Source organism: Streptomyces sp. NBC_00005 (genome assembly GCF_045160215.1).
GTDB lineage: Bacteria > Actinomycetota > Actinomycetes > Streptomycetales > Streptomycetaceae > Streptomyces.
The window spans coordinates 8,659,218-8,679,601 of the sequence record NZ_CP108316.1; the positions used below are offsets into that span (position 1 = coordinate 8,659,218).

A 20,384-nucleotide genomic window follows, 5' to 3' on the forward strand; every position below is an offset into this window, starting at 1 on the left:
GTGGATAAGAGGTCGGTACGGCGCGGTGCTCGCTAAGTGCGGTGAAGCCTGGTGCTCTTAAGCAAAAGCGACGTTGTAGATGCCTGCAGCGATGGCGCCGCCGATCAGTGGACCGACCACCGGGATCCAGGCGTAGCTCCAGTCCGAACCGCCCTTGTTGGGCAGGGGAAGCAGTGCGTGCACGATGCGCGGACCGAGGTCACGGGCCGGGTTGATCGCGTAGCCGGTCGGGCCGCCGAGGGACAGACCGATCGAGACGACCACGAGGGCGGTGATCAGGGCGCCCAGGGTGCCGAGGCCGTTGCCCTTGTCGTTCAGGCCCTGCGTGAGGACGGCGAGGACCAGCACGACGGTGCCGATGATCTCCGTGGCGAGGTTCTGCCAGACGACCCGGACCTCCGGACCGGTGGAGAAGATGCCGAGCACCGGGCCGGCGCCGGTCTCCTGGGCCTCGACGGCCTTGACCTTCGTGGCCTGCGCACCCGGACCGCCGACGATCTCCTTGTCGGTGAGGTGCGCGTGGAACTGACCGTAGTAGGCGACCCAGACCAGGGTCGCGCCGATCGCGGCGCCGAGCAGCTGTCCGGCCCAGTAGACCGGAACGTTGCTCCAGTCGCCGTCCTTGATCGCGAGTGCGAGCGTCACGGCCGGGTTCAGGTGGGCGCCGGAGAGCGGTGCCGACGTGTAGACCGCCGTGAGGACCGCGAAGCCCCACCCGAAGGTGATGGCCAGCCAGCCGGCGTTACGGGCCTTGGAGGCCTTCAGCGTCACGGCGGCGCAGACGCCGCCGCCGAGCAGGATGAGTATGGCGGTACCGATGGTCTCGCCGATGAAGATGTCGGAGCTGGACACCCGCGACTCCTTTGTCCTTCGTCCAGGGGACCGAACCCCGGGTCCCTCCGGGAGTTCGAGCTGCCCTCGGGGGTGAGAGCGATGCCGGCCCTTGGCGTTGTCACACTCTAGCGCGTATTGCCGGTAGGTGTTCGACAATGCCGACCGATGGACGGGAGTCTTGCTCCGGCGTCACGTGTGCGTCAAGAGTCCCGTTGGCGAAAATGCGATCGTTATTGATTGCTGTGAGCTGTCGATCTTGCAGGTCAGGTGCGTACGGGCGAGTAACAAGCACGGTGGGTACCGACTGGGCGGTTTGCGCCACTGCGCCGAGGTACGCCCGGAGCCGGAACGTCGTCCGACGCCCCGGCCTTCGCGTTGGCCCTCAGAACCGCCCGCCACCCAGGTCGCGCGAGACCGCACGGGCGCAGTCCCGCACCGCGGCGATCAGCTCGGGGCGCAGCTCGCCGTCCCGGCACAGCCGCTCCACGGCGCCGGTGATGCCGACCGCCCCCACCGGCATCCGCCGCCGGTCGTGGATCGGCGCGGCGACGGAGGCGACGCCCTCCCAGGTCTCCTCGACGTCGGCGGCGTACCCGCGCGCGCGGGACATGTCGAGGATGTGCTCGAAGTCCTCCAGCTCGCACACGGTCCGCTCGGTGAAGGGCTTGCGGTCGGCCTCGATCACCTCGCTGTGCGCGACCGGGTCGTACGCCGACAGGACCTTGCCCAGGGCCGTGGAGTGCAGGGGCTGCATGGCCCCGATCTCCAGCACCTGACGGCTGTCGTCGGGCCTGAAGACGTGGTGCACGATCAGTACGCCCTGCTGGTGCAGGACGCCGAGATAGACGCTCTCCCCGCTGGACCGGGCCAGGTCGTCCGTCCACACCAGGGCACGCGCGCGCAGTTCGTGGACGTCGAGATAGGTGGTGCCGAGGCGCAGCAGCTCCGCGCCCAGCTGATAGCGCCCGGAGGCGTCGTCCTGCTCGACGAAACCCTCCTGCTGGAGGGTGCGCAGAATCCCGTGGGCCGTGCCCTTGGCGAGGCCCAGTGACGAGGCGATGTCCGAGAGGCCGAGCCGACGCTCGCCGCCCGCGAGCAGCCGCAGCATCGCGGCCGCCCGTTCGAGCGACTGGATGTTCCGTGCCATCGCCGTGCTGCCTCCGTCCCCTTCGACCGTCGACGCGCGACGTCGCTGCCGCCGTTCGGCAATGTCGAACACTACCGGTCGATGTCGACCTCCCGCTAATGGTCGGTCGTCATCCGTCGGGATCTGTTGTGCCACTCGTATCCCGTGAGTGACCTGCCCGTCACCCTCGTCCGCCCCGTGGACGCCCCGACCATCCCGGTGCGGACCCGGTTACCCTGGCGAGGTGCGCCCACCGCGGGGAGATCCGCGGGTGGGCGCAAAGCCGACAGCCGTCGCACTCTAGGGAGCCCTTTCATGGCCTCGTCGCCACTGACCCCTTCCGCCGACAGCCGGACCCGTGCGTCCGCGCTCCGTGAGGCGCTCGCCACCCGTGTGGTGGTGGCCGACGGAGCGATGGGCACCATGCTGCAGGCGCAGGACCCCACGCTGGACGACTTCCAGCAGCTGGAGGGCTGTAACGAGGTCCTCAACGTCACCCGCCCGGACATCGTCCGCTCGGTGCACTCCGCCTACTTCGACGCGGGCGTCGACTGCGTCGAGACCAACACCTTCGGCGCCAATCTCACTGCACTGGGCGAGTACGACATCCCCGAGCGCGTCGCCGAGCTGTCCGAGGCCGGTGCCCGCATCGCCCGCGAGACGGCGGACGAGTTCGCCGCGCGCGACGGCCGGCAGCGCTGGGTGCTCGGTTCGATCGGGCCCGGCACCAAGCTGCCCACCCTCGGCCACACCACCTTCCGCGCCATCCGTGACGCGTACCAGCAGAACGCGGAGGGCCTCCTCGCCGGCGGCGCCGACGCGCTTCTGGTGGAGACCACCCAGGACCTGCTGCAGACCAAGGCCTCCGTCCTGGCCGCCCGCCGGGCGATGGAGACCGCCGGGTACGAGGTCCCGCTGGTCGTGTCGGTGACGGTGGAGACGACCGGCACCATGCTGCTCGGTTCCGAGATCGGCGCGGCCCTGACCGCCCTCGAACCGCTCGGCATCGACATGATCGGCCTGAACTGCGCCACCGGCCCCGCCGAGATGAGCGAGCACCTGCGCTATCTGGCCCGCCACTCGCGCATCCAGCTGTCCTGCATGCCCAACGCGGGCCTCCCGGTCCTCGGCAAGGACGGCGCCCACTACCCGCTCACGGCGCCGGAGCTCGCCGACGCCCAGGAGACCTTCGTACGCGAGTACGGCCTCTCCCTCATCGGCGGCTGCTGCGGCACCACCCCCGAGCACCTGCGCCAGGTCGTCGAGCGGGTCCGCGACCTCGCGCCGACCGAGCGTCACCCGCAGCCCGAGCCGGGCGCGGCCTCCCTCTACCAGACCGTGCCGTTCCGCCAGGACACCGCGTACCTGGCGATCGGCGAGCGCACCAACGCCAACGGCTCGAAGAAGTTCCGCGAGGCCATGCTGGCGGGCCGCTGGGACGACTGCGTGGAGATGGCCCGCGACCAGATCCGCGAGGGCGCCCACATGCTGGACCTGTGCGTGGACTACGTCGGCCGCGACGGCGTCGCCGACATGGAGAAGCTGGCCGGCCGCTTCGCCACGGCCTCCACCCTGCCGATCGTGCTGGACTCCACCGAGGTCGACGTCCTCAGGGCGGGCCTGGAGAAGCTCGGCGGCCGCGCGGTCATCAACTCGGTCAACTACGAGGACGGCGACGGCCCGGAGTCCCGCTTCGCGAAGGTCACCGAGCTCGCGCAGGAGCACGGCGCCGCGCTCATCGCGCTGACCATCGACGAGGAGGGCCAGGCCCGTACGCCGGAGAAGAAGGTCGAGATCGCCGAGCGGCTGATCGACGACCTGACCGGCAACTGGGGCATCCACGAGTCGGACATCCTCATCGACACCCTGACCTTCACCATCTGCACCGGCCAGGAGGAGTCCCGCAAGGACGGCGTCGCCACCATCGAGGCGATCCGCGAACTCAAGCGCCGCCACCCGGACGTGCAGACCACGCTGGGCCTGTCCAACATCTCCTTCGGCCTCAACCCGGCCGCGCGCATCCTGCTCAACTCCGTCTTCCTGGACGAGTGCGTCAAGGCGGGCCTCGACTCGGCGATCGTGCACGCGTCGAAGATCCTGCCGATCGCCCGGTTCAGCGAGGAGGAGGTGCAGACGGCTCTCGACCTGATCCACGACCGCCGCGCCGAGGGCTACGACCCCCTGCAGAAGCTGATGGCCCTGTTCGAGGGCGCCACCGCCAAGTCCCTGAAGGCGGGCAAGGCCGAGGAGTTGGCCGCCCTCCCGCTGGAGGAGCGCCTCAAGCGCCGCATCATCGACGGCGAGAAGAACGGCCTGGAGGCCGACCTCGACGAGGCCCTGCAGGATCGTCCCGCTCTCGACATCGTCAACGAGACGCTCCTGGACGGCATGAAGGTCGTCGGCGAGCTGTTCGGCTCCGGCCAGATGCAGCTGCCGTTCGTCCTCCAGTCCGCCGAGGTCATGAAGACCGCGGTGGCCCACCTCGAACCGCACATGGAGAAGTCCGACGACGAGGGCAAGGGCACCATCGTCCTCGCCACCGTCCGCGGCGACGTCCACGACATCGGCAAGAACCTCGTCGACATCATCCTGTCCAACAACGGCTACAACGTCGTCAACCTTGGCATCAAGCAGCCGGTGTCCGCGATCCTGGAGGCCGCCGAGGAGCACCGCGCCGACGTCATCGGCATGTCCGGGCTCCTGGTCAAGTCCACGGTGATCATGAAGGAGAATTTGGAGGAGCTCAACCAGCGCGGCCTGGCGGCGGACTTCCCGGTCATCCTCGGCGGCGCGGCCCTCACGCGCGCGTACGTCGAGCAGGACCTGCACGAGATCTACGAGGGCGAAGTCCGGTACGCCCGCGACGCGTTCGAGGGTCTGCGCCTGATGGACGCGCTGATCGGCGTCAAGCGGGGCGTGCCCGGGGCCAAGCTGCCCGAGCTCAAGCAGCGCCGGGTGCGGGCGACTTCGGCCGTCGAGGTGGAGGAGCGCCCGGAGGAGGGCCACGTCCGCTCCGACGTCGCCATCGACAACCGCATCCCCACCCCGCCGTTCTGGGACACCCGCGTCATCAAGGGCATCCAGCTCAAGGAGTACGCGAGCTGGCTGGACGAGGGCGCGCTGTTCAAGGGCCAGTGGGGCCTCAAGCAGGCCCGCACCGGCGAGGGACCGACGTACGAGGAACTCGTCGAGACCGAGGGCCGGCCGCGGCTGCGCGGTCTGCTGGACCGGCTGCAGACCGACAGCCTCCTCGAAGCGGCCGTCGTCCACGGCTACTTCCCGTGTGTCTCCAAGGACGACGACCTGATCATCCTGGACGAGCACGGCAACGAGCGCACCCGCTTCACCTTCCCGCGCCAGCGCCGCGGCCGCCGTCTGTGCCTCGCGGACTTCTTCCGCCCGCAGGAGGCGGGGGAGACCGACGTCGTCGGTCTGCAGGTCGTCACCGTCGGCTCGCGGATCGGCGAGGAGACGGCGCGCATGTTCGAGGCGAACGCCTACCGCGACTACCTCGAACTGCACGGCCTGTCCGTCCAGTTGGCCGAGGCCCTCGCCGAGTACTGGCACGCGCGCGTGCGTTCGGAGCTGGGCTTCGCCGGTGAGGACCCCGGCGAGATGGAGGACATGTTCGCCCTGAAGTACCGGGGCGCCCGCTTCTCCCTCGGCTATGGCGCCTGCCCCAACCTGGAGGACCGCGCCAAGATCGCCGACCTGCTCCAGCCGGAGCGCATCGGAGTCCACCTCTCCGAGGAGTTCCAGCTGCACCCCGAGCAGTCCACGGACGCGATCGTGATCCACCACCCGGAGGCGAAGTACTTCAACGCCCGCTGAGCCTCCGGCACCCGCTGCGCACCGGCCCGTCCCGAGGGCACATCGACGCACGTCAGGGCCTGCCCCGGCGGTATTCACGGTGTGCCCCGGAGCACGCCGATTAAACGAGGCGCTTCGGCGGCGAGCGACGTACACTGGTCGGTCCATTGCAGGCCGGTTCCCGCGCGGGAACCGGCCTGATCGTCCCCCAGGAGGTGTGCCCGGATGACCAGTACGGTCCCCGCACTCGCAACCCGTACGGCCGAAGGCTCAGCCCTGCAGGCCGTGCTCCTCGACATGGACGGAACCCTGGTGGACACCGAGGGGTTCTGGTGGGACGTCGAGGTCGAGATCTTCGCCGGCCTCGGTCACATCCTCGACGACTCCTGGCGTCATGTCGTGGTCGGCGGCCCGATGACCCGCAGCGCGGGGTTCCTGATCGAGGCCACCGGCGCCGAGATCCCCCTCGCCGAGCTCACGGTGCTGCTCAACCAGGGGTTCGAGGACCGCATCGCCTGCGCCCTGCCGTTGATGCCGGGCGCCGCCAGGCTCCTCGCCGAACTCTCCGAGTACGAGATCCCCACGGCCCTGGTCTCCGCCTCGCACCGGCGCATCATCGACCGGGTGCTCAGTTCGCTCGGCCCTCAGCACTTCGCCCTGTCGGTGGCCGGCGACGAGGTGCCGCGCACCAAGCCGCACCCCGACCCCTACCTGGTGGCCGCCGCCGGACTCGGCGTGGATCCGGCCAGATGCGCGGTCATCGAGGACACCGCGACCGGCGTCGCGGCGGCCGAGGCCGCGGGCTGCCACGTGGTCGCGGTGCCCTCGGTGGCCCCCATCGCCCCCGCCACCCGGCGCACCGTCGTCACGTCCCTCGAAGACGTCGACCTGGCATTTCTGCGCGGACTGATCGCCGCCTGATGACGGAAATGCGCCGAGCGTTCACCCAGCGTGCGACGCCGATAGGACATTGAATTCCCAAGATCGGTGCGCGAAAGAATTCGAAGTACGGCGGGACGGCCGAATTCCGGTACTGATCCCCACGGTTGGCCGTGTGACGTTCCCCACCTGCCTGGCGCTCGACACATCGGGCAGGGTGTGCTGTTCACCCCCTTTCGGGAGGCGACGGCGTGCCCTTGTGTCCCGATTGGTGAAACGCTGCACTAATCCTTCCCCCGTCGGGTTTTCGGTCTGTCCGCAGCCGGTTTCGCTGCGTGATGGGCGCCCAACTCCGGTGGCTGCGAACCCTCGTACTGGTGCGGACTAATCTCGTTGCGAGACCCATCGCCCCTACCCCCGTGATCCGCTGCGACACCCCTGCATGCCGGGTACACGGACCTGAACAGCTCTGGAGAAACACGAGCATGAACCGCAAGATTCTGGTGCTGCCGGCGGTGGTCGGTCTGCTCGCGCCCGTGCTCGCCGCTTGTGGGGGTTCCGACAGTGGCAGCAGTAGTGGGGACGCGATCGCGGTAGGCACCACCGACCGGTTCACCGCCACGAAGGACGCCCCGGCGCCGCTCGACCCGGCGTACGCGTACGACGTGGGCACCTGGAACATTCTGCGCCAGACCGTCCAGACCCTGATGATCCAGCCGAAGGGTGAGGGCGACCCGGTGCCCGAGGCCGCCCAGAGCTGCGGTTTCACCGACTCGGGCAACGAGCGCTACGCGTGCAAGCTCCGCGACGGCCTGAAGTTCGCCAACGGCGACAAGATCACCGCGGCCGATGTGAAGTACTCCATCGACCGCGCCCTCGCGCTCAAGGCCGACTCCGGCGTGTTCGCCCTGCTGTCCACCATCGACACCGTCGAGACCCAGGGCGACAACGAAGTCATCTTCCACCTCAAGACCGCGGACGCCACCTTCCCGTACAAGCTGTCGACCCCGGTCGCGGGCATCGTCAACCCCGACGACTACGAGAAGAACAAGCTGCGCGACGGCTTCGACGTCGACGGTTCCGGCCCGTACACCGTGCAGACCGAGGTCAAGAACGACGAGATCGTCAAGGCCACCTTCACCAAGAACCCCAACTACAAGGGGACGTTGAAGGTGAAGAACTCCAAGGTCGACATGATCTCGTACCCGGACGCCGCCGCGATGGGCAAGGCCCTCGACAAGGGCGACATCGACGTGATGACCCGGACGATGTCGCCGGCTCAGATCCAGAAGCTGTCCGACAGCACGGACAACGACGAGGACTTGGTCGAGATGTCGGGTCTGGAGATCCGCTACCTCGCCTTCAACACCAACGCCCCCTCCGTGAAGAGCAAGGCCGTCCGCCAGGCGATGGCCCAGTTGATCAACCGCGGCGAGATCGTCTCCAAGGTGTACGGCACGCAGGCCGAGCCGCTCTACTCGCTGGTGCCGGCGAGCATCACCGGCCACTCCAACTCGTTCTTCAACAAGTACGGCGAACCGAGCAACGCCAAGGCCAAGGCCCTGCTGACCGCGGCCAACATCACCACCCCGATCAAGCTGACGCTGCACTACACGACCGACCACTACGGCTCGGCCACCAAGAAGGAATTCGAGATCCTTCAGAAGCAGCTCAACGACAGCGGCCTGTTCGACGCCACCATCGAGGGCTCGCCCTGGGCGACGTTCCGCCCGGCCGAGCAGAAGGGCAAGTACGACGTCTACGGGATGGGCTGGTTCCCGGACTTCCCCGACGCCGACAACTACCTTGCGCCGTTCCTCGACAAGGACAACTTCCTCGGCTCGCCGTACCACAACAGCAAGATCAGCAACACGCTGATCCCGGCGTCGCGCCGAGAGGCCGACCGCATCGCGGCCTCCCCCGACCTCACCGCGATCCAGGACATCGTCGCGAACGACGTGCCCGTGCTGCCCCTGTGGCAGGGCAAGCAGTACGTCGCCGCCCGCGACGACGTCACGGGGACCGCGTACGCGCTCAACTCCTCCTCGACCCTTCAGCTCTGGGAGCTCAGCCGTGGCGTGAGCGGCTGATCTCTCTCGTGCCCGGGGCCCAGGGACGGCGGCCCCGGGGTCCCGAATCCCGACGAGAAGGCACCTGCAGTGAATATGCGTAACCAGTGGCCGGTCCTGCCCGTAGTGGCGGGGCTGGCCTCCGGCCTTTTGACCGGCTGCGGATCGGAGAGCGGTGATTCCGGGGGGACCGGTTCCTCCGTGGTCATGGGAATGTCGGACGACGTCCTGGCCACCGACCCCGCCTCCGGTTACGACCCCGGCTCCTGGCTGTTGTTCAACAACGTCTTCCAGTCGCTGCTCAGCTTCCCCAACGGAGGCACGGAGCCCGAGCCGGAGGCCGCCAAGTCGTGCGACTTCACCGACACGTCGACCAAGGTCTACACGTGCACGCTCAAGGACGGCCTCAAGTTCAGCAACGGTGACTCGCTCACCTCCGAGGACGTCAAGTTCTCCTTCGACCGCATGCTCAAGATCAACGACGCTGCCGGTCCGGCGATCATGTTCCCCATGCTGGACAAGGTGGAGGCGCCGGACGAGAAGACCGTCGTCTTCCGGCTGAAGGTGCCCGACGCCACCTTCCCGAGCAAGGTCGCCTCCGGCGCGGGCTCCATCGTCGACCACACCCAGTACGACGCGGAGGGACTGCGCAAGGACGGCAAGGCCGTCGGCTCCGGCCCGTACAAGCTCGACTCGTTCGGCGACGACAAGGCCGTCTTCTCGGTCAACGAGAACTACAAGGGCAACGCCGACGTGAAGAACTCCGGCGTGACGCTCAAGTTCTTCCACGGCGACCAGTCCGCCCTGAAGAAGGCACTGCTGGGCGACAAGATCGACATCGCCTACCGAGGCCTCAGCGCGGGCGACATCGCCGACATCCAGAACGCCGACAACAACTCGAAGGTCGAGGTCGTCGAGGGCAGCAGCGCCGAGGTCCAGCACCTCGTCTTCAACATGGACGACCCGGTCGCCGGAAAGCTCGGCGTGCGCAAGGCCATCGCCTACCTGATCGACCGCGACGCCCTCATCAAGGACGTCTACCAGGGCACGGCCACCCCGCTGTACTCGATCATCCCGGCGGGCATCGCCGGCCACAACACGGCCTTCTTCGACACCTACGGCTCCAGCCCCTCTCCGGCGAAGGCCGCCGCCGCCCTGAAGAGCGAGGGCATCACCGGCAAGGTGAAGCTGACCCTGTGGTCGACCCCCTCCCGCTACGGCCCGGCCACCGACCAGGAGTTGAAGGCGATCGCCAAGCAGCTCAACGCCAGCGGCCTCTTCGACGCCGACGTGAAGTCCGTCGCCTTCGACCAGTACGAGAAGGACGTCGCCAAGGGCAAGTACGGCGTGTACGTGAAGGGTTGGGTGCCGGACTACCCGGACGCCGACAACTTCACGTCCCCCTTCTTCGGCCAGGGCAACGTGCTGAGCAACAACTACAGCAACAGCACCATCACCGGCACCCTCATCCCGCGCACCGCCGCCGAGAGCGACCGCGCCGCGACCGACAACGACTACGACCGTCTGCAGGACATCGTCGCCGACCAGCTGCCCGTCCTCCCGGTCTGGCAGGCCAAGCAGTACGCGGTGACCCGTGAAGGCGTCTACGGCCTCGAGTACTGCCTCGACGCCTCGACGGTCTTCCGCTTCTGGGAACTCAGCAAGGACTGATCGGTACACACACCAGGGGCGCTGCTTCCTCCTCGGGAGAAAGCAGCGCCCTCTGGTTTCGCTCTGTGTACGACGGCTACTGCGCGCCGGGACGCACCAGCCCGCTCTCGTACGCGTACACCGCGGCCTGCACCCGGTCGCGCAGCCCCAGCTTGGTCAGCACATGACCGACGTGCGTCTTGACGGTGGTCTCGCTGACGAAGAGATCGGCGGCGATCTCGGCGTTGGACAGCCCGCGGGCCACCAGCTTCAGCACCTCCACCTCGCGCTCGGTGAGCGTGTGCAGCGTGTCCGGCACGGGCTCCTCGCCGGAGGGCAGGTGAGTGGCGTACTTGTCGAGCAGCCGCCGCGTGATGCTCGGCGCGAGCATGGCCTCGCCGCCGGCGACGACCCGGATCGCCTGCACCAGCTCATTGGCGGGCGCATCCTTCAGCAGGAAGCCACTGGCACCCGCCCGCAGCGCCTCCACCACGTACTCGTCGAGGTCGAACGTGGTCAGCACCAGCACCTTCGCCGGGCCGTCCCGCCCGGGCCCGGTGATCTGCCGGGTCGCCTCCACCCCGTCCATGCGGGGCATACGGATGTCCATGAGGACCACGTCGGGCTGCAGCGCCCGCACCTGGTCCAGAGCCTGGAGGCCGTCTCCGGCCTCGCCGACGACCGCGATGTCCTGCTCGGCCTCCAGAATCATCCGGAAGCCGGTGCGCAGCAGCGGCTGGTCGTCGACCAGTAGGACGCGGATGGCCACGTAAGTCTCCTTCGCTAGTCCGGCCCCATTCTGCCCTGCTCGACGGCACCGGACTCGGCCGCCCTCACCGGCGGCGTCTACGACTCCCCGGGGACGGTGTCTTCGATCGGGTCCGCCCCGCGGGCCGGACCCCCGGCCGATTCGGGGCCGGCCCCGGCCACGGGCAGCGGATAGGGCGGGGGAGTGCCCCCGAATTCCGGGCAGTGCGCCTGGTGGTCGCACCAACCGCACAGCTTCGTGGGGCGCGGCCGCCAGTCCCCGGACTCCGTCGCCTCCCGGATCGCCTCCCACAGCGCGAGCAGCTTGCGCTCGACGCGCTCCAGGTCGGCGAGGACGGGATCGTAGGTCAGCACGTCCCCGCTGCCGAGATACACGAGCTGGAGGCGGCGCGGGACGACGTTCTTCAGGCGCCACACCACCAGCGCGTAGAACTTCATCTGGAACAGCGCGCCTTCGGCGTACTCGGGACGGGGCGCCTTGCCCGTCTTGTAGTCGACGATCCGCACCTCGCCCGTGGGCGCCACATCGACCCGGTCGATGATCCCGCGCAGCATCAGCCCCGAGTCCAGCTCGGCCTGGACGAACAACTCCCGCTCGGCGGGTTCGAGGCGGGTCGGATCCTCGAGCGAGAACCAGCGCTCGACGAGCCGCTCCGCCTCACCCAGCCAGCGCGCCAGCCGCTCGCCCTCGGGATCGTCCTCGAACAGCTCCACCACTTCCGGGCGGCTCTCGCGCAGCCGGTCCCACTGCCCAGGGATCAGGGACTTGGCGCGCGGCGCGGTCCGCTCCGCGGCCGGGGCGTCGAAGAGCCGCTCCAGCACCGCATGCACCAGCGTGCCCCGGGTCGCCGCCTCGCTCGGCTTCTCGGGCAGCCGGTCGATGACGCGGAACCGGTAGAGCAGCGGGCACTGCATGAAGTCACTGGCACGCGACGGCGACAGACTGGCGGGCGCTATGGCGACCCGCGGTGTCGTGCTCACCGTGTCGACCGCCGTCACCGTCGCCGCTGCCGCCACTTCCGCCACGACCGGCGAACCCGCCTGCGCCGTACCGCTGCTGTGGGCCTCCGCCGCGCCCTCCGTGCTCGTCTCCATGACCCCAGACCTTACGGCCCGCCACTGACAGTGACCCAGCCGCGGCCGCAACGGGTGCGACGCCTGGGAAAACACAGGGGGTGCCGGGGCGGAACGCGTCGCTACTGCCGCATACCATCGACCCCAGACCCTTCCGCCCGGCAGGCGCGGGAGATGCTTCGAACGAGGGGACATCGTGGACGAGAGCGGCGGGAGCGGGCAGCCGCGGTCCGGCACCGACGAGCCGGCCGAGCACCACGCAGGGTCTGCGGCCCCGGCCGCCCCCTCACCCACCCCGGCCGACGAACAGCCCACGAAGGCCGAAGCGAGGGACACCGAGCCGGGCAACGGCACGGACCCCAAGACCCCCCGTCCGGCGGCGGACGGGCAGGTCTCCCGCGAGGACGGCAACGGCCCCGCCGAAAGCGACACGGGCGGGCAGGACAAGCCCCAAGGCGCCGAACCGCAAGCAACCCCCGAGGGCAGCCCCGCGGACAAGACCCCCGCGGACAAGACCCCCGCGGACAAGACCCCCGCGGACGACAGCTCTGCGGACGACCGCACCTCCGGCGACCACCCGGCCCCCTACGCCCACGGCGACCGCCCCTTCGCCCACTCCGGCACCGCCAAGAACCGTCCGCCCAAGCGCCCCCGGGAACCCGGCGGCGGCCTGCTCATGGGCCGCCCCTTCGGCGTGCCCGTGTACGTCGCGCCCAGCTGGTTCCTCGTCGCCGCCCTGATCACCTGGGTGTTCGGCGGCCAACTCGACCGCGTGCTGCCCGAACTCGGCGCCGCCCGCTACCTCGTCGCCCTCTTCTTCGCGGTCGCCTTCTACGCCTCGGTCCTCGTCCACGAGCTGGCCCACACGGTCGCGGCCCTCCGCTTCAAGCTCCCCGTCCGCCGTATCCAGCTCCAGTTCTTCGGCGGCGTCTCCGAGATCGAGAAGGAGGCCGAGACCCCCGGCCGGGAATTCGTCCTGGCCTTCGTCGGCCCCCTCCTCTCCCTCGTCCTCGCAGGCCTCTTCTACGTCGCGCTGCAGCCCGTGGAACCCGGCACCGTCCCCGGCGTCCTGCTGGCCGGCCTGATGATCTCCAACCTCATCGTCGCTGCCTTCAACCTCCTGCCCGGCCTGCCCCTCGACGGCGGCCGCATGCTCCGCGCCGTCGTCTGGAAGATCACCGGGCGGCCGATGAGCGGGACCATCGCCGCCGCCTGGGTCGGCCGCGCCCTCGCCGTCTCCGTCCTGATCGGCCTCCCGCTGCTCACCCAGTCCGGCGCCCTCGGCTCCACCGCCGAGGACAGCGTCGGCATGGACACCGTCACCGACGCCCTGCTCGCCGCGATCCTCGCCGCCATCATCTGGACCGGCGCCGGCAACAGCCTGCGCATGGCCCGCCTGCGCGAGCACCTCCCCGACCTGCGCGCCCGCAACCTCACCCGCCGCGCCGTCCCGGTCGAGACCGACACCCCCCTCTCGGAGGCACTGCGCCGGGCCAACGCCGCCGGCGCTCGCGCCCTTGTCGTCGTCGACCCCGAGGGCACCCCCCTCTCCCTCGTCCGCGAGGCCGCCATCGTCGGCGTACCGGAACACCGCCGCCCCTGGGTCGCCGTCAGCGGCCTCGCCCAGGACCTCACGGACGGCATGCGCGTCTCCGCCGAACTCGCGGGCGAAGACCTCCTCGACGTCCTGCGGGCCACCCCGGCCACCGAATACCTGGTGGTCGAGGAGACCGGCGAGATCTACGGAGTCCTGTCCGCCGCCGACGTCGAGCGGGCCTTCGTGAAGGCCATGGCCAGACCCTCCTAGTGGTCGGCGGCCCCCACAAACCCCGGTAGTCTGTTCACATGTCCGAACCGACCGGTGCAGCCCGCAGGCGCGGGCCCTTCAAGGTCGGGGACCAGGTTCAGCTGACCGACCCCAAGGGCCGCCACTACACGTTCACGCTCGAGGCCGGGAAGAACTTCCACACCCACAAGGGTTCCTTCCCGCACGACGAACTGATCGGTGCACCCGAGGGCAGCGTTGTCCGCACCACCGGGAACGTCGCCTACCTCGCGCTGCGCCCCCTGCTCCCCGACTACGTCCTGTCCATGCCCCGCGGCGCCGCCGTGGTCTACCCCAAGGACGCGGGGCAGATCCTGGCCTTCGCCGACATCTTCCCCGGCGCACGCGTCGTGGAGGCCGGCGTCGGCTCCGGCTCGCTCAGCAGCTTCCTGCTGCGCGCCATCGGCGACCAGGGCATGCTGCACAGCTACGAGCGCCGCGAGGACTTCGCCGAGATCGCCCAGCAGAACGTGGAGCGCTACTTCGGCGGCCCGCACCCCGCCTGGCAGCTCACCGTCGGCGACCTCCAGGACAACCTCTCCGACACCGACGTCGACCGCGTCATCCTCGACATGCTCGCCCCCTGGGAATGCCTCGAGGCCGTCTCCAAGGCGCTCGTCCCCGGCGGCATCCTCTGCTGCTACGTCGCCACCACCACCCAGCTCGCCCGGACCGTCGAGTCCATCCGAGAGATCGGCTCCTTCAACGAGCCGACCTCCTGGGAGTCGATGATCCGCAACTGGCACGTGGAGGGCCTGGCGGTTCGCCCGGACCACCGGATGATCGGCCACACCGGCTTCCTGCTCACCGCCCGCCGCCTCGCCGACGGCGTCGAGCCGCCCATGCGCCGCCGCCGCCCCGCCAAGGGCGCCTACGGCGAGGACTACACCGGCCCCAACGCCGGCGGAGGCACCGGCCGCTAGCGCGGTCCGTACCGCACTCAACGTATGGGCGCTGCGGCCGAGTTCCCGGAAACCCTCCGGAACTCGGCCGCAGCGCCTTTCTGTTGACACGACGCCACAAAACGAACAATCCCGACGGGATCTTGTCGAGGAACCGAACACCCCGCCGTTCCCCCGCACTGTGACGTGTGGCACGATGCTGGCCATCCCCACCGGCACAGCCCTCACAGGAGACACTTCCTAGTGCAGCAATCCGCCGTCCCGGAACTGGCACACACGCACACCCGCCCGATCCACTGGGTCGCCACCGCCACGGCCATCTCCGGCGTGATGGCCCTCTCCTCGCTCCTGCAGCCCAACCCGGCGACGGCGGCCCAGGCGGCCGGCCCCCGGACCACCCACGCGGCCACCGCCCCCAGCACCGTGGGCATCGACTTTCCGATCACCTGCGGCCCGGTGAAGGCAGTGGTACAGAAGAAGACCTCCGGGGACCTCGACGGGGACGGCAACCCGGAGACCGTGGCCGTGGTGCACTGCGACGCCCCCATGGGCACCCCGCCCGACGGCGTCTACGTCATCACGCGCGCGTCACACGCCGACAAGCCCCGCGTGGTGGCCACGCTCATCGCCCCGAAGTCCGGCGACACGGTGAGTGACATCGCGGTACGCGACGGAGCCGTCCTCGCCACACTCCGCGGCTACTCGTCGAGCGACGTTCCCCGCTGCTGTCCGGACGTCACGGACAGCGCGAAGTGGCAGTGGAAGAATGGCGCGTTCATGCGCTCGACACCCGCGGGCGCACACAGCGTCTGAGCCGCGCAACCCGAGAGTGTGACCCATCAGACAGTGGTAACAGGAAGCACCCGGACGCTCACTCCGCGTCCGGACCGTAGACCTCGACCCTGTCCGAAACCCGCCGTACATGGATGCAGTCGCCCGGACACTCCTTCGCCGAGTCCACCACATCCGTGAGAAGCGGCAGCGGTACGGGCGTTGTGGCGCCAGTGGCCTGCAACAGCTCGTCGTCCGCGCCCTTCACATAGGCCAGCCCGTCGATGTCCAGCTCGAACACCTCCGGGGCGTACTGGGCGCAGATGCCGTCGCCGGTACACAGGTCCTGATCGATCCAGACCTCCAGCGCCTCACCGCCGGTCCCGGCCTCCTGCTGCACGCTCATGTCTCCTGCCGTTGAGAAGTCGAGCCGAACCGGGAATCCGGCCAGCTCTGACGGGTGTTGAACACTTCGACCCTACCTCCGGCGGCTTCCCAATCATGTTCGGTGGGTATTCCCCTGGCGTGAGGGAGAGCGCAAGGGTGAAGATCGGACACACCTCGACCGTCTTTGTGATCTAGGGGTTTCAATCGACACCCACCCAGGTAGGGTCTGGAAGCGTCCAGCTCCCCTTGGAGGAGGTGAGGACCGTGGCAGCCCACGACGACGACATGAACCGCGGCATCCGCCCGGGACGAGGGTCCGACGACCCGGCCGGGCAGATTGCCTACCTTGAGCAGGAGATCGCCGTCCTGCGACGCAAGCTCGCCGACTCTCCGCGACACACGAGGATTCTCGAAGAGCGGATCGTCGAGCTGCAGACCAATCTGGCCGGCGTGTCCGCCCAGAACGAGCGACTCGCCAACACGCTCCGTGAGGCCCGCGACCAGATCGTGGCCCTCAAGGAGGAGGTCGACCGGCTCGCACAGCCACCGGCCGGCTTCGGCGTCTTCCTCACGGCGAACGAGGACGGCACGGCCGACATCTTCACCGGTGGCCGCAAGCTCCGGGTGAACGTCAGCCCGAGCGTCGAGCTCGAAGAGCTCAGGCGCGGCCAGGAAGTGATGCTCAACGAAGCGCTCAACGTGGTCGAGGCCATGAAGTACGAGCGCGTCGGGGACATCGTCACCCTCAAGGAGATCCTCGAGGACGGCGAGCGCGCTCTGGTGCTCGGGCACACCGACGAGGAACGGGTGGTACGGCTCGCAGAGCCACTGCTGGACGTCAATATCCGTCCCGGCGACGCCCTGCTGCTCGAACCCCGTTCCGGCTATGTCTACGAAATCGTCCCGAAGAGCGAGGTCGAGGAACTCGTCCTCGAAGAGGTTCCCGACATCGGCTACGAGCAGATCGGTGGTCTGGGCGGCCAGATCGAAGCGATCCGCGACGCGGTCGAGCTTCCTTACCTCTACCCCGACCTGTTCAAGGAGCACGAACTGCGGCCGCCCAAGGGCGTCCTGCTCTACGGGCCCCCCGGATGCGGAAAGACGCTCATCGCCAAGGCCGTCGCCAACTCGCTGGCCAAAAAGGTCGCCGAGGTCACCGGCCAGGCCGCCGGCAAGAGCTTCTTCCTCAACATCAAGGGTCCCGAGCTCCTCAACAAGTACGTCGGTGAGACCGAGCGGCAGATCCGCCTCGTCTTCCAGCGAGCACGCGAAAAGGCGAGCGAGGGCACACCCGTCATCGTCTTCTTCGACGAGATGGAATCCCTCTTCCGCACCCGCGGCTCCGGTGTCAGCTCGGACGTGGAGAACACCATCGTCCCCCAGCTGCTCGCCGAGATCGACGGTGTCGAAGGCCTGCAGAACGTGGTCGTGATCGGCGCCTCGAACCGCGAGGACATGATCGACCCCGCCATCCTGCGCCCCGGCCGCCTCGACGTGAAGATCAAGATCGAGCGCCCGGACGCCGAAGCGGCCAAGGACATCTTCGGCAAGTACCTCACCGAGCGCCTCCCGCTGCACCCCGAGGACCTCGGCGAACACGGCGGCAGCAAGACGACCACCGTCGAAAGCATGATCCAGACGGCCGTCGAGCACATGTACACGGAATCCGAGGAGAACCGCTTCCTGGAGGTCACCTACGCCAACGGTGACAAGGAAGTCCTCTACTTCAAGGACTTCAACTCCGGCGCCATGATCGAGAACATCGTGGGCCGCGCCAAGAAGATGGCCATCAAGGACTTCCTCGACAACAAGCAGAAGGGCATCCGCGTCTCGCACCTCCTCCAGGCGTGCGTGGACGAGTTCAAGGAGAACGAGGACCTGCCCAACACCACCAACCCGGACGACTGGGCCCGAATCTCCGGAAAGAAGGGCGAACGGATCGTCTACATCCGCACCCTCATCACCGGAAAGCAGGGCGCCGACACCGGACGCTCCATCGACACGGTGGCGAACACCGGTCAGTACCTGTAAAAAACAGGGCGGCTGCGGGTGCCCTCACCGGGTACCCGCAGCCGACTGTTTTTCAGGCCACGGCTGGAGCAAGGCAATGACGCAAATGATCTCCCCACCAGCGCAAAGCCGTTCTAGGCTCTTCGGTACCGCCGAGTCGCGCAGTGCGGGGACGGGCACCGCACACGCACCGGAGCGCCAGCGGTACTTGAGCGCCGCCCCCGACCGAGGGCAGCGCCGGGCAAGGAGGGCCGCATGACCGTACGGCGAGTAATGGGCATCGAGACGGAGTACGGCATCTCCGTCCCCGGCCACCCCAACGCCAATGCCATGCTCACCTCATCCCAGATCGTGAACGCCTACGCAGCGGCGATGCACAGGGCCCGCCGGGCCCGCTGGGACTTCGAGGAGGAGAACCCGCTGCGGGACGCGCGAGGCTTCGACCTCGCCCGCGAGGCCGCCGACTCCAGCCAGCTCACCGACGAGGACATCGGCCTCGCCAACGTCATCCTCACCAACGGCGCACGCCTCTACGTCGACCACGCACACCCCGAATACAGCGCTCCCGAGGTCACCAACCCCCGCGACGCCGTCCTCTGGGACAAGGCCGGCGAACGCATCATGGCCGAGGCCGCGGAACGCGCGGCCCAGCTCCCCGGCGCCCAGCCGATCCACCTCTACAAGAACAACACCGACAACAAGGGCGCCTCCTACGGCACGCACGAGAACTACCTGATGAAGCGGGAGACCCCCTTCTCGGACATCGTGCGCCACCTCACGCCCTTCTTCGTCTCCCGCCAGGTCGTCACCGGAGCGGGCCGCGTCGGTATCGGCCAGGACGGACACGAACACGGCTTCCAGCTCAGCCAGCGCGCCGACTACTTCGAGGTCGAGGTGGGCCTCGAGACCACCCTCAAGCGCCCGATCATCAACACGCGCGACGAGCCGCACGCCGACGCCGAGAAGTACCGCCGCCTGCACGTGATCATCGGCGACGCGAACCTCTCGGAGATCTCGACCTACCTCAAGCTGGGCACGACGGCACTCGTCCTGTCCATGATCGAGGATGGCTTCATCGCCGTCGACCTGGCCGTGGACCAGCCCGTCCGCACCCTCCACCAGGTCTCCCACGACCCGACACTCAAGCGCCTGGTCACCCTCCGCAGCGGCCGGACCCTCACCGCGGTCCAGCTCCAGATGGAGTACTTCGAGCTGTCACGCAAGTACGTGGAGGAGCGCTTCGGCTCCGACGCGGACGACCAGACCAAGGACGTCCTCGCCCGCTGGGAGGACACCCTCAACCGACTCGAGAACGACCCGATGAGCCTGGCCGGCGAGCTGGACTGGGTCGCCAAGCGGGAACTCATGGAGGGCTACCGGCGCCGCGACGACCTCGACTGGGACGCCGCCCGCCTCCACCTGGTCGACCTCCAGTACGCCGACGTACGCCCCGAGAAGGGCCTGTACAACCGTCTCGCGGCCCGAGGCCGCATGAAGCGACTCCTGGACGAGAACGAAGTCGAGCGAGCCCGTACGAAGCCGCCGGAGGACACACGCGCGTACTTCCGCGGACGCTGTCTGGAGCAGTACGCGGACGACGTCGCGGCGGCCTCCTGGGACTCCGTGATCTTCGATCTCCCGGGCCGGGACTCGCTCCAGCGCGTCCCAACCCTGGAACCGCTTCGCGGAACGCGAAATCACGTCAAGGAGCTCCTGGACCGGTGCCGCACGGCAGAAGACCTGGTCAGGGTGCTGTCGGGCAACTGACGGGGTACCGGGATCGACCCGGCCCGACAGGGTGGAAATGTCGGTGTCCGGGAATCATCGAGGTGGTCCCCGTACGTTGAGGGAACTGCGGGGCCGATGTCAGACCCTGCTTGTAGGGTCTGATCAAGAACGTCGAACCGAGCGGGGTGAGGGTTATGGCGACCAAGGACACCGGCGGCGGCCAGCAGAAGGCGACGCGCTCCACGGAAGAGGTCGAGGAGCAGACAGAGGATGCGCAGGCATCCGACGACCTCAAGGAGCGCCAGGAGAAGCTGAGCGACGACGTGGACTCCGTCCTGGACGAGATTGACGATGTCCTCGAAGAGAACGCTGAGGATTTCGTGAGGTCCTTCGTGCAAAAAGGTGGGCAGTAAGCCCCCTGTTCCTTCGAATCGAAGGTTCGGTGCTGCGAGGGCTTTGAGTGCCGGAGGAAGTGGACGTGAAGCGCTGTTCGCGGTGCAAGGAGGTCGGGCCGCGGACAGCCTTCGCGAGAAACAAGGCGATGCGCGCGA

15 protein-coding genes are annotated in these 20,384 nt (G+C 68.6%); 10 read left to right on the forward strand and 5 right to left on the reverse strand.

Annotation, left to right across the window (positions count from 1 at the left end; genetic code table 11):
• Window positions 1-57: 57 nt before the first annotated feature.
• Window positions 58-852 carry an MIP/aquaporin family protein gene (locus OG303_RS39530; protein ID WP_405874695.1) on the reverse strand — a complete coding sequence of 265 codons (795 nt, stop codon included), beginning with the start codon at window positions 850-852 and terminating at the stop codon, window positions 58-60.
• Window positions 853-1,216: 364 nt separating this feature from the next.
• Window positions 1,217-1,981: an IclR family transcriptional regulator gene (locus OG303_RS39535; protein ID WP_405874696.1), complete on the reverse strand. Its 765-nt coding sequence runs from the start codon at window positions 1,979-1,981 to the stop codon at window positions 1,217-1,219.
• 294 nt (window positions 1,982-2,275) lie between these two features.
• On the opposite strand from OG303_RS39535, the gene metH reads away from it, so the two are divergent.
• The 4 genes from metH (at window position 2,276) to OG303_RS39555 (ending at window position 10,389) form a co-directional block, all read left to right on the forward strand.
• A complete protein-coding gene (gene metH / locus OG303_RS39540) occupies window positions 2,276-5,791 on the forward strand; it encodes a methionine synthase (protein ID WP_405874698.1) in 3,516 nt (1,171 codons plus the stop codon).
• 204 nt (window positions 5,792-5,995) lie between these two features.
• The gene (locus tag OG303_RS39545; protein ID WP_405874699.1) at window positions 5,996-6,691 is read left to right on the forward strand and encodes an HAD family hydrolase; all 696 of its coding nucleotides are present in this window, start codon (window positions 5,996-5,998) and stop codon (window positions 6,689-6,691) included.
• A 443-nt stretch (window positions 6,692-7,134) separates the two neighbouring features.
• A complete protein-coding gene (locus tag OG303_RS39550) occupies window positions 7,135-8,739 on the forward strand; it encodes an ABC transporter substrate-binding protein (RefSeq protein WP_405874701.1) in 1,605 nt (534 codons plus the stop codon).
• Between the two features lie 69 nt (window positions 8,740-8,808).
• The gene (locus tag OG303_RS39555; RefSeq protein WP_405874702.1) at window positions 8,809-10,389 is read left to right on the forward strand and encodes an ABC transporter substrate-binding protein; all 1,581 of its coding nucleotides are present in this window, start codon (window positions 8,809-8,811) and stop codon (window positions 10,387-10,389) included.
• Between the two features lie 76 nt (window positions 10,390-10,465).
• Here the strand turns inward: OG303_RS39555 and OG303_RS39560 are convergent, their stop codons facing one another.
• The gene (locus tag OG303_RS39560; protein ID WP_053748983.1) at window positions 10,466-11,137 is read right to left on the reverse strand and encodes a response regulator transcription factor; all 672 of its coding nucleotides are present in this window, start codon (window positions 11,135-11,137) and stop codon (window positions 10,466-10,468) included.
• A gap of 77 nt (window positions 11,138-11,214) precedes the next feature.
• A complete protein-coding gene (locus OG303_RS39565) occupies window positions 11,215-12,231 on the reverse strand; it encodes a RecB family exonuclease (protein WP_405874704.1) in 1,017 nt (338 codons plus the stop codon).
• 175 nt (window positions 12,232-12,406) lie between these two features.
• Here OG303_RS39565 and OG303_RS39570 point away from each other — a divergent pair, with 175 nt between their 5' ends.
• The 3 genes from OG303_RS39570 to OG303_RS39580 all read left to right on the forward strand — a co-directional run bounded on the left by OG303_RS39570 (window position 12,407) and on the right by OG303_RS39580 (window position 15,750).
• Complete coding sequence (locus tag OG303_RS39570) at window positions 12,407-14,017, forward strand: site-2 protease family protein (protein ID WP_405874706.1); 1,611 nt, start codon at window positions 12,407-12,409, stop codon at window positions 14,015-14,017.
• Between the two features lie 38 nt (window positions 14,018-14,055).
• Complete coding sequence (locus tag OG303_RS39575) at window positions 14,056-14,958, forward strand: tRNA (adenine-N1)-methyltransferase (protein WP_405874708.1); 903 nt, start codon at window positions 14,056-14,058, stop codon at window positions 14,956-14,958.
• Window positions 14,959-15,180: 222 nt separating this feature from the next.
• Complete coding sequence (locus OG303_RS39580) at window positions 15,181-15,750, forward strand: hypothetical protein (protein ID WP_405874709.1); 570 nt, start codon at window positions 15,181-15,183, stop codon at window positions 15,748-15,750.
• A 58-nt stretch (window positions 15,751-15,808) separates the two neighbouring features.
• Here the strand turns inward: OG303_RS39580 and OG303_RS39585 are convergent, their stop codons facing one another.
• Complete coding sequence (locus OG303_RS39585) at window positions 15,809-16,114, reverse strand: ferredoxin (protein WP_405874710.1); 306 nt, start codon at window positions 16,112-16,114, stop codon at window positions 15,809-15,811.
• A 245-nt stretch (window positions 16,115-16,359) separates the two neighbouring features.
• Here OG303_RS39585 and arc point away from each other — a divergent pair, with 245 nt between their 5' ends.
• From arc to OG303_RS39600, 3 genes are all read left to right on the forward strand, one after another.
• On the forward strand, window positions 16,360-18,126 hold the full coding sequence (arc, locus tag OG303_RS39590) for a proteasome ATPase (RefSeq protein WP_405874712.1): 1,767 nt from the start codon (window positions 16,360-16,362) through the stop codon (window positions 18,124-18,126).
• Window positions 18,127-18,360: 234 nt separating this feature from the next.
• Window positions 18,361-19,872 carry a depupylase/deamidase Dop gene (dop, locus tag OG303_RS39595; protein ID WP_405874713.1) on the forward strand — a complete coding sequence of 504 codons (1,512 nt, stop codon included), beginning with the start codon at window positions 18,361-18,363 and terminating at the stop codon, window positions 19,870-19,872.
• A 155-nt stretch (window positions 19,873-20,027) separates the two neighbouring features.
• Window positions 20,028-20,246, forward strand: coding sequence for a ubiquitin-like protein Pup (locus OG303_RS39600; RefSeq protein ID WP_405874715.1), 219 nt, complete (start codon window positions 20,028-20,030; stop codon window positions 20,244-20,246).
• Window positions 20,247-20,384 lie beyond the last annotated feature (138 nt).

Excerpts from the sequence above, each read along its gene's own strand:
- OG303_RS39545 (WP_405874699.1), top strand. The coding sequence starts at position 5,996 with ATGACCAGTACGGTCCCCGCACTCGCAACCCGTACGGCCGAAGGCTCA.
- metH (WP_405874698.1), top strand. The coding sequence starts at position 2,276 with ATGGCCTCGTCGCCACTGACCCCTTCCGCCGACAGCCGGACCCGTGCG.
- OG303_RS39565 (WP_405874704.1), bottom strand. The coding sequence starts at position 12,231 with ATGGAGACGAGCACGGAGGGCGCGGCGGAGGCCCACAGCAGCGGTACG.
- OG303_RS39575 (WP_405874708.1), top strand. The coding sequence starts at position 14,056 with ATGTCCGAACCGACCGGTGCAGCCCGCAGGCGCGGGCCCTTCAAGGTC.
- OG303_RS39600 (WP_405874715.1), top strand. The coding sequence starts at position 20,028 with ATGGCGACCAAGGACACCGGCGGCGGCCAGCAGAAGGCGACGCGCTCC.
- OG303_RS39550 (WP_405874701.1), top strand. The coding sequence starts at position 7,135 with ATGAACCGCAAGATTCTGGTGCTGCCGGCGGTGGTCGGTCTGCTCGCG.
- OG303_RS39585 (WP_405874710.1), bottom strand. The coding sequence starts at position 16,114 with ATGAGCGTGCAGCAGGAGGCCGGGACCGGCGGTGAGGCGCTGGAGGTC.
- dop (WP_405874713.1), top strand. The coding sequence starts at position 18,361 with ATGACCGTACGGCGAGTAATGGGCATCGAGACGGAGTACGGCATCTCC.
- OG303_RS39535 (WP_405874696.1), bottom strand. The coding sequence starts at position 1,981 with ATGGCACGGAACATCCAGTCGCTCGAACGGGCGGCCGCGATGCTGCGG.